The following is a 1137-nucleotide window of genomic DNA, read 5'->3' as shown; positions in this document are numbered from 1 at the left end:
GTACGGGAAAGAGTTGACGTACAGGCAGTACAAATTGCCCTGGTCTATTTTCAATTCAGAAGAGTGGAAATTGACTGCAATTCTTGCAATTGCTTCGCTTTCTTTGGGAGGACTTGGTGCGACATTTGTGCAGTGGTAAAAGGACGAGTTTGTTTAACACAACGCTGGACGCTGTCACGCAAGCGTGCCGGTCAGCTCGGCGTTAAACCATATGTCCTTTTGTTCATCTTGCGGAGAGGTCATTGRAACCAATGCCACAAGCTGCCATCAGTGCGGCGCTGGGGTTGGAACTATTCGGGGATGGATGCCTCTTGGCTCGCCTCCTCCGTCTGAACTCACTTTTAGGCCGTCATTCGTTGGAAGCATTTGCCGTTGGGCTCGTTGGGTTGGCTCTGGTCGCGGCTTTCTTGCTTTTTGGCAGTTGAAACACTATGCATGCTCCTTTCCTGTTGATCACCGTTCGGCATGCAAGTGAAAGCGGTATGGTTGCCTCGGCATGCAGCAGGTTTCCTCCGTCGGCCCAAAGGCGATCGCCTTCGGCGTCACCTGGCCTCCAACGTTAGGCGCCGAAAGGCGGACCCATGCTGCTGCTCAAGTCGCTCGTAGCCTGGGTGCTCATACTGTGCCTGGCAGTGGCAAATGGCGCTTTGCGAGAGGCGGTTCTCATTCCTTCTCTTGGCAGGGCCGGCGGTTTGGTTCTGAGCGGTGTATTGCTTTGCGTGTGCGTGGCGCTGGTCGCCTATGTCCTTGTTCGCATTGAGCAAGGAATCTTGGTCAAGCAAAGTGCGTTTGTAGGCGTTCTTTGGTTGTGCCTGACACTGGCCTTCGAGTTCGGCTTCGGGCGTTACATCCAGCACAAGCCTTGGCCTGAGTTGCTCGCCGCGTATACGTTCAAAGGCGGTAACCTCTGGCCTGTCGTCCTTCTCGTCACTCTTCTGGCGCCATACTGGGCAACGCTCGCTCACGCAAGGTCGAGGCATGCAAAGAGCGGTGCCTAACCCCTCCGTCGAGCGGACGTCTTCCGGCAAGCTTCGCTTGCCTCCAGCCGCCGCTCATAGCAAACGTTAGACCTCAGAACCCAACTACTGGCTCGAACACATGTCAACCCAACAGCACCGCGTAACGCCTGTATCGCTT

General features: G+C 55.4%; 1 protein-coding gene. It reads left to right on the top strand.

Annotated features, from left to right (window positions below):
- Positions 1–581 precede the first annotated feature (581 nt).
- A complete protein-coding gene (locus AC1D1X_RS24005; protein ID WP_477670895.1) occupies positions 582–998 on the top strand; it encodes a hypothetical protein in 417 nt (138 codons plus the stop codon).
- The last annotated feature ends 139 nt before the right edge of the window (positions 999–1137 follow it).

It is taken from the genome of Polaromonas sp. P1_G4, from assembly GCF_056405475.1.
The sequence above is the reverse complement of the archived record's forward strand: the minus strand, read 5'-3'. Positions and strand labels throughout refer to the sequence as shown.

Coding starts and splice junctions, on each gene's coding strand:
- AC1D1X_RS24005 (WP_477670895.1), top strand. CDS start 582: ATGCTGCTGCTCAAGTCGCTCGTAGCCTGGGTGCTCATACTGTGCCTG.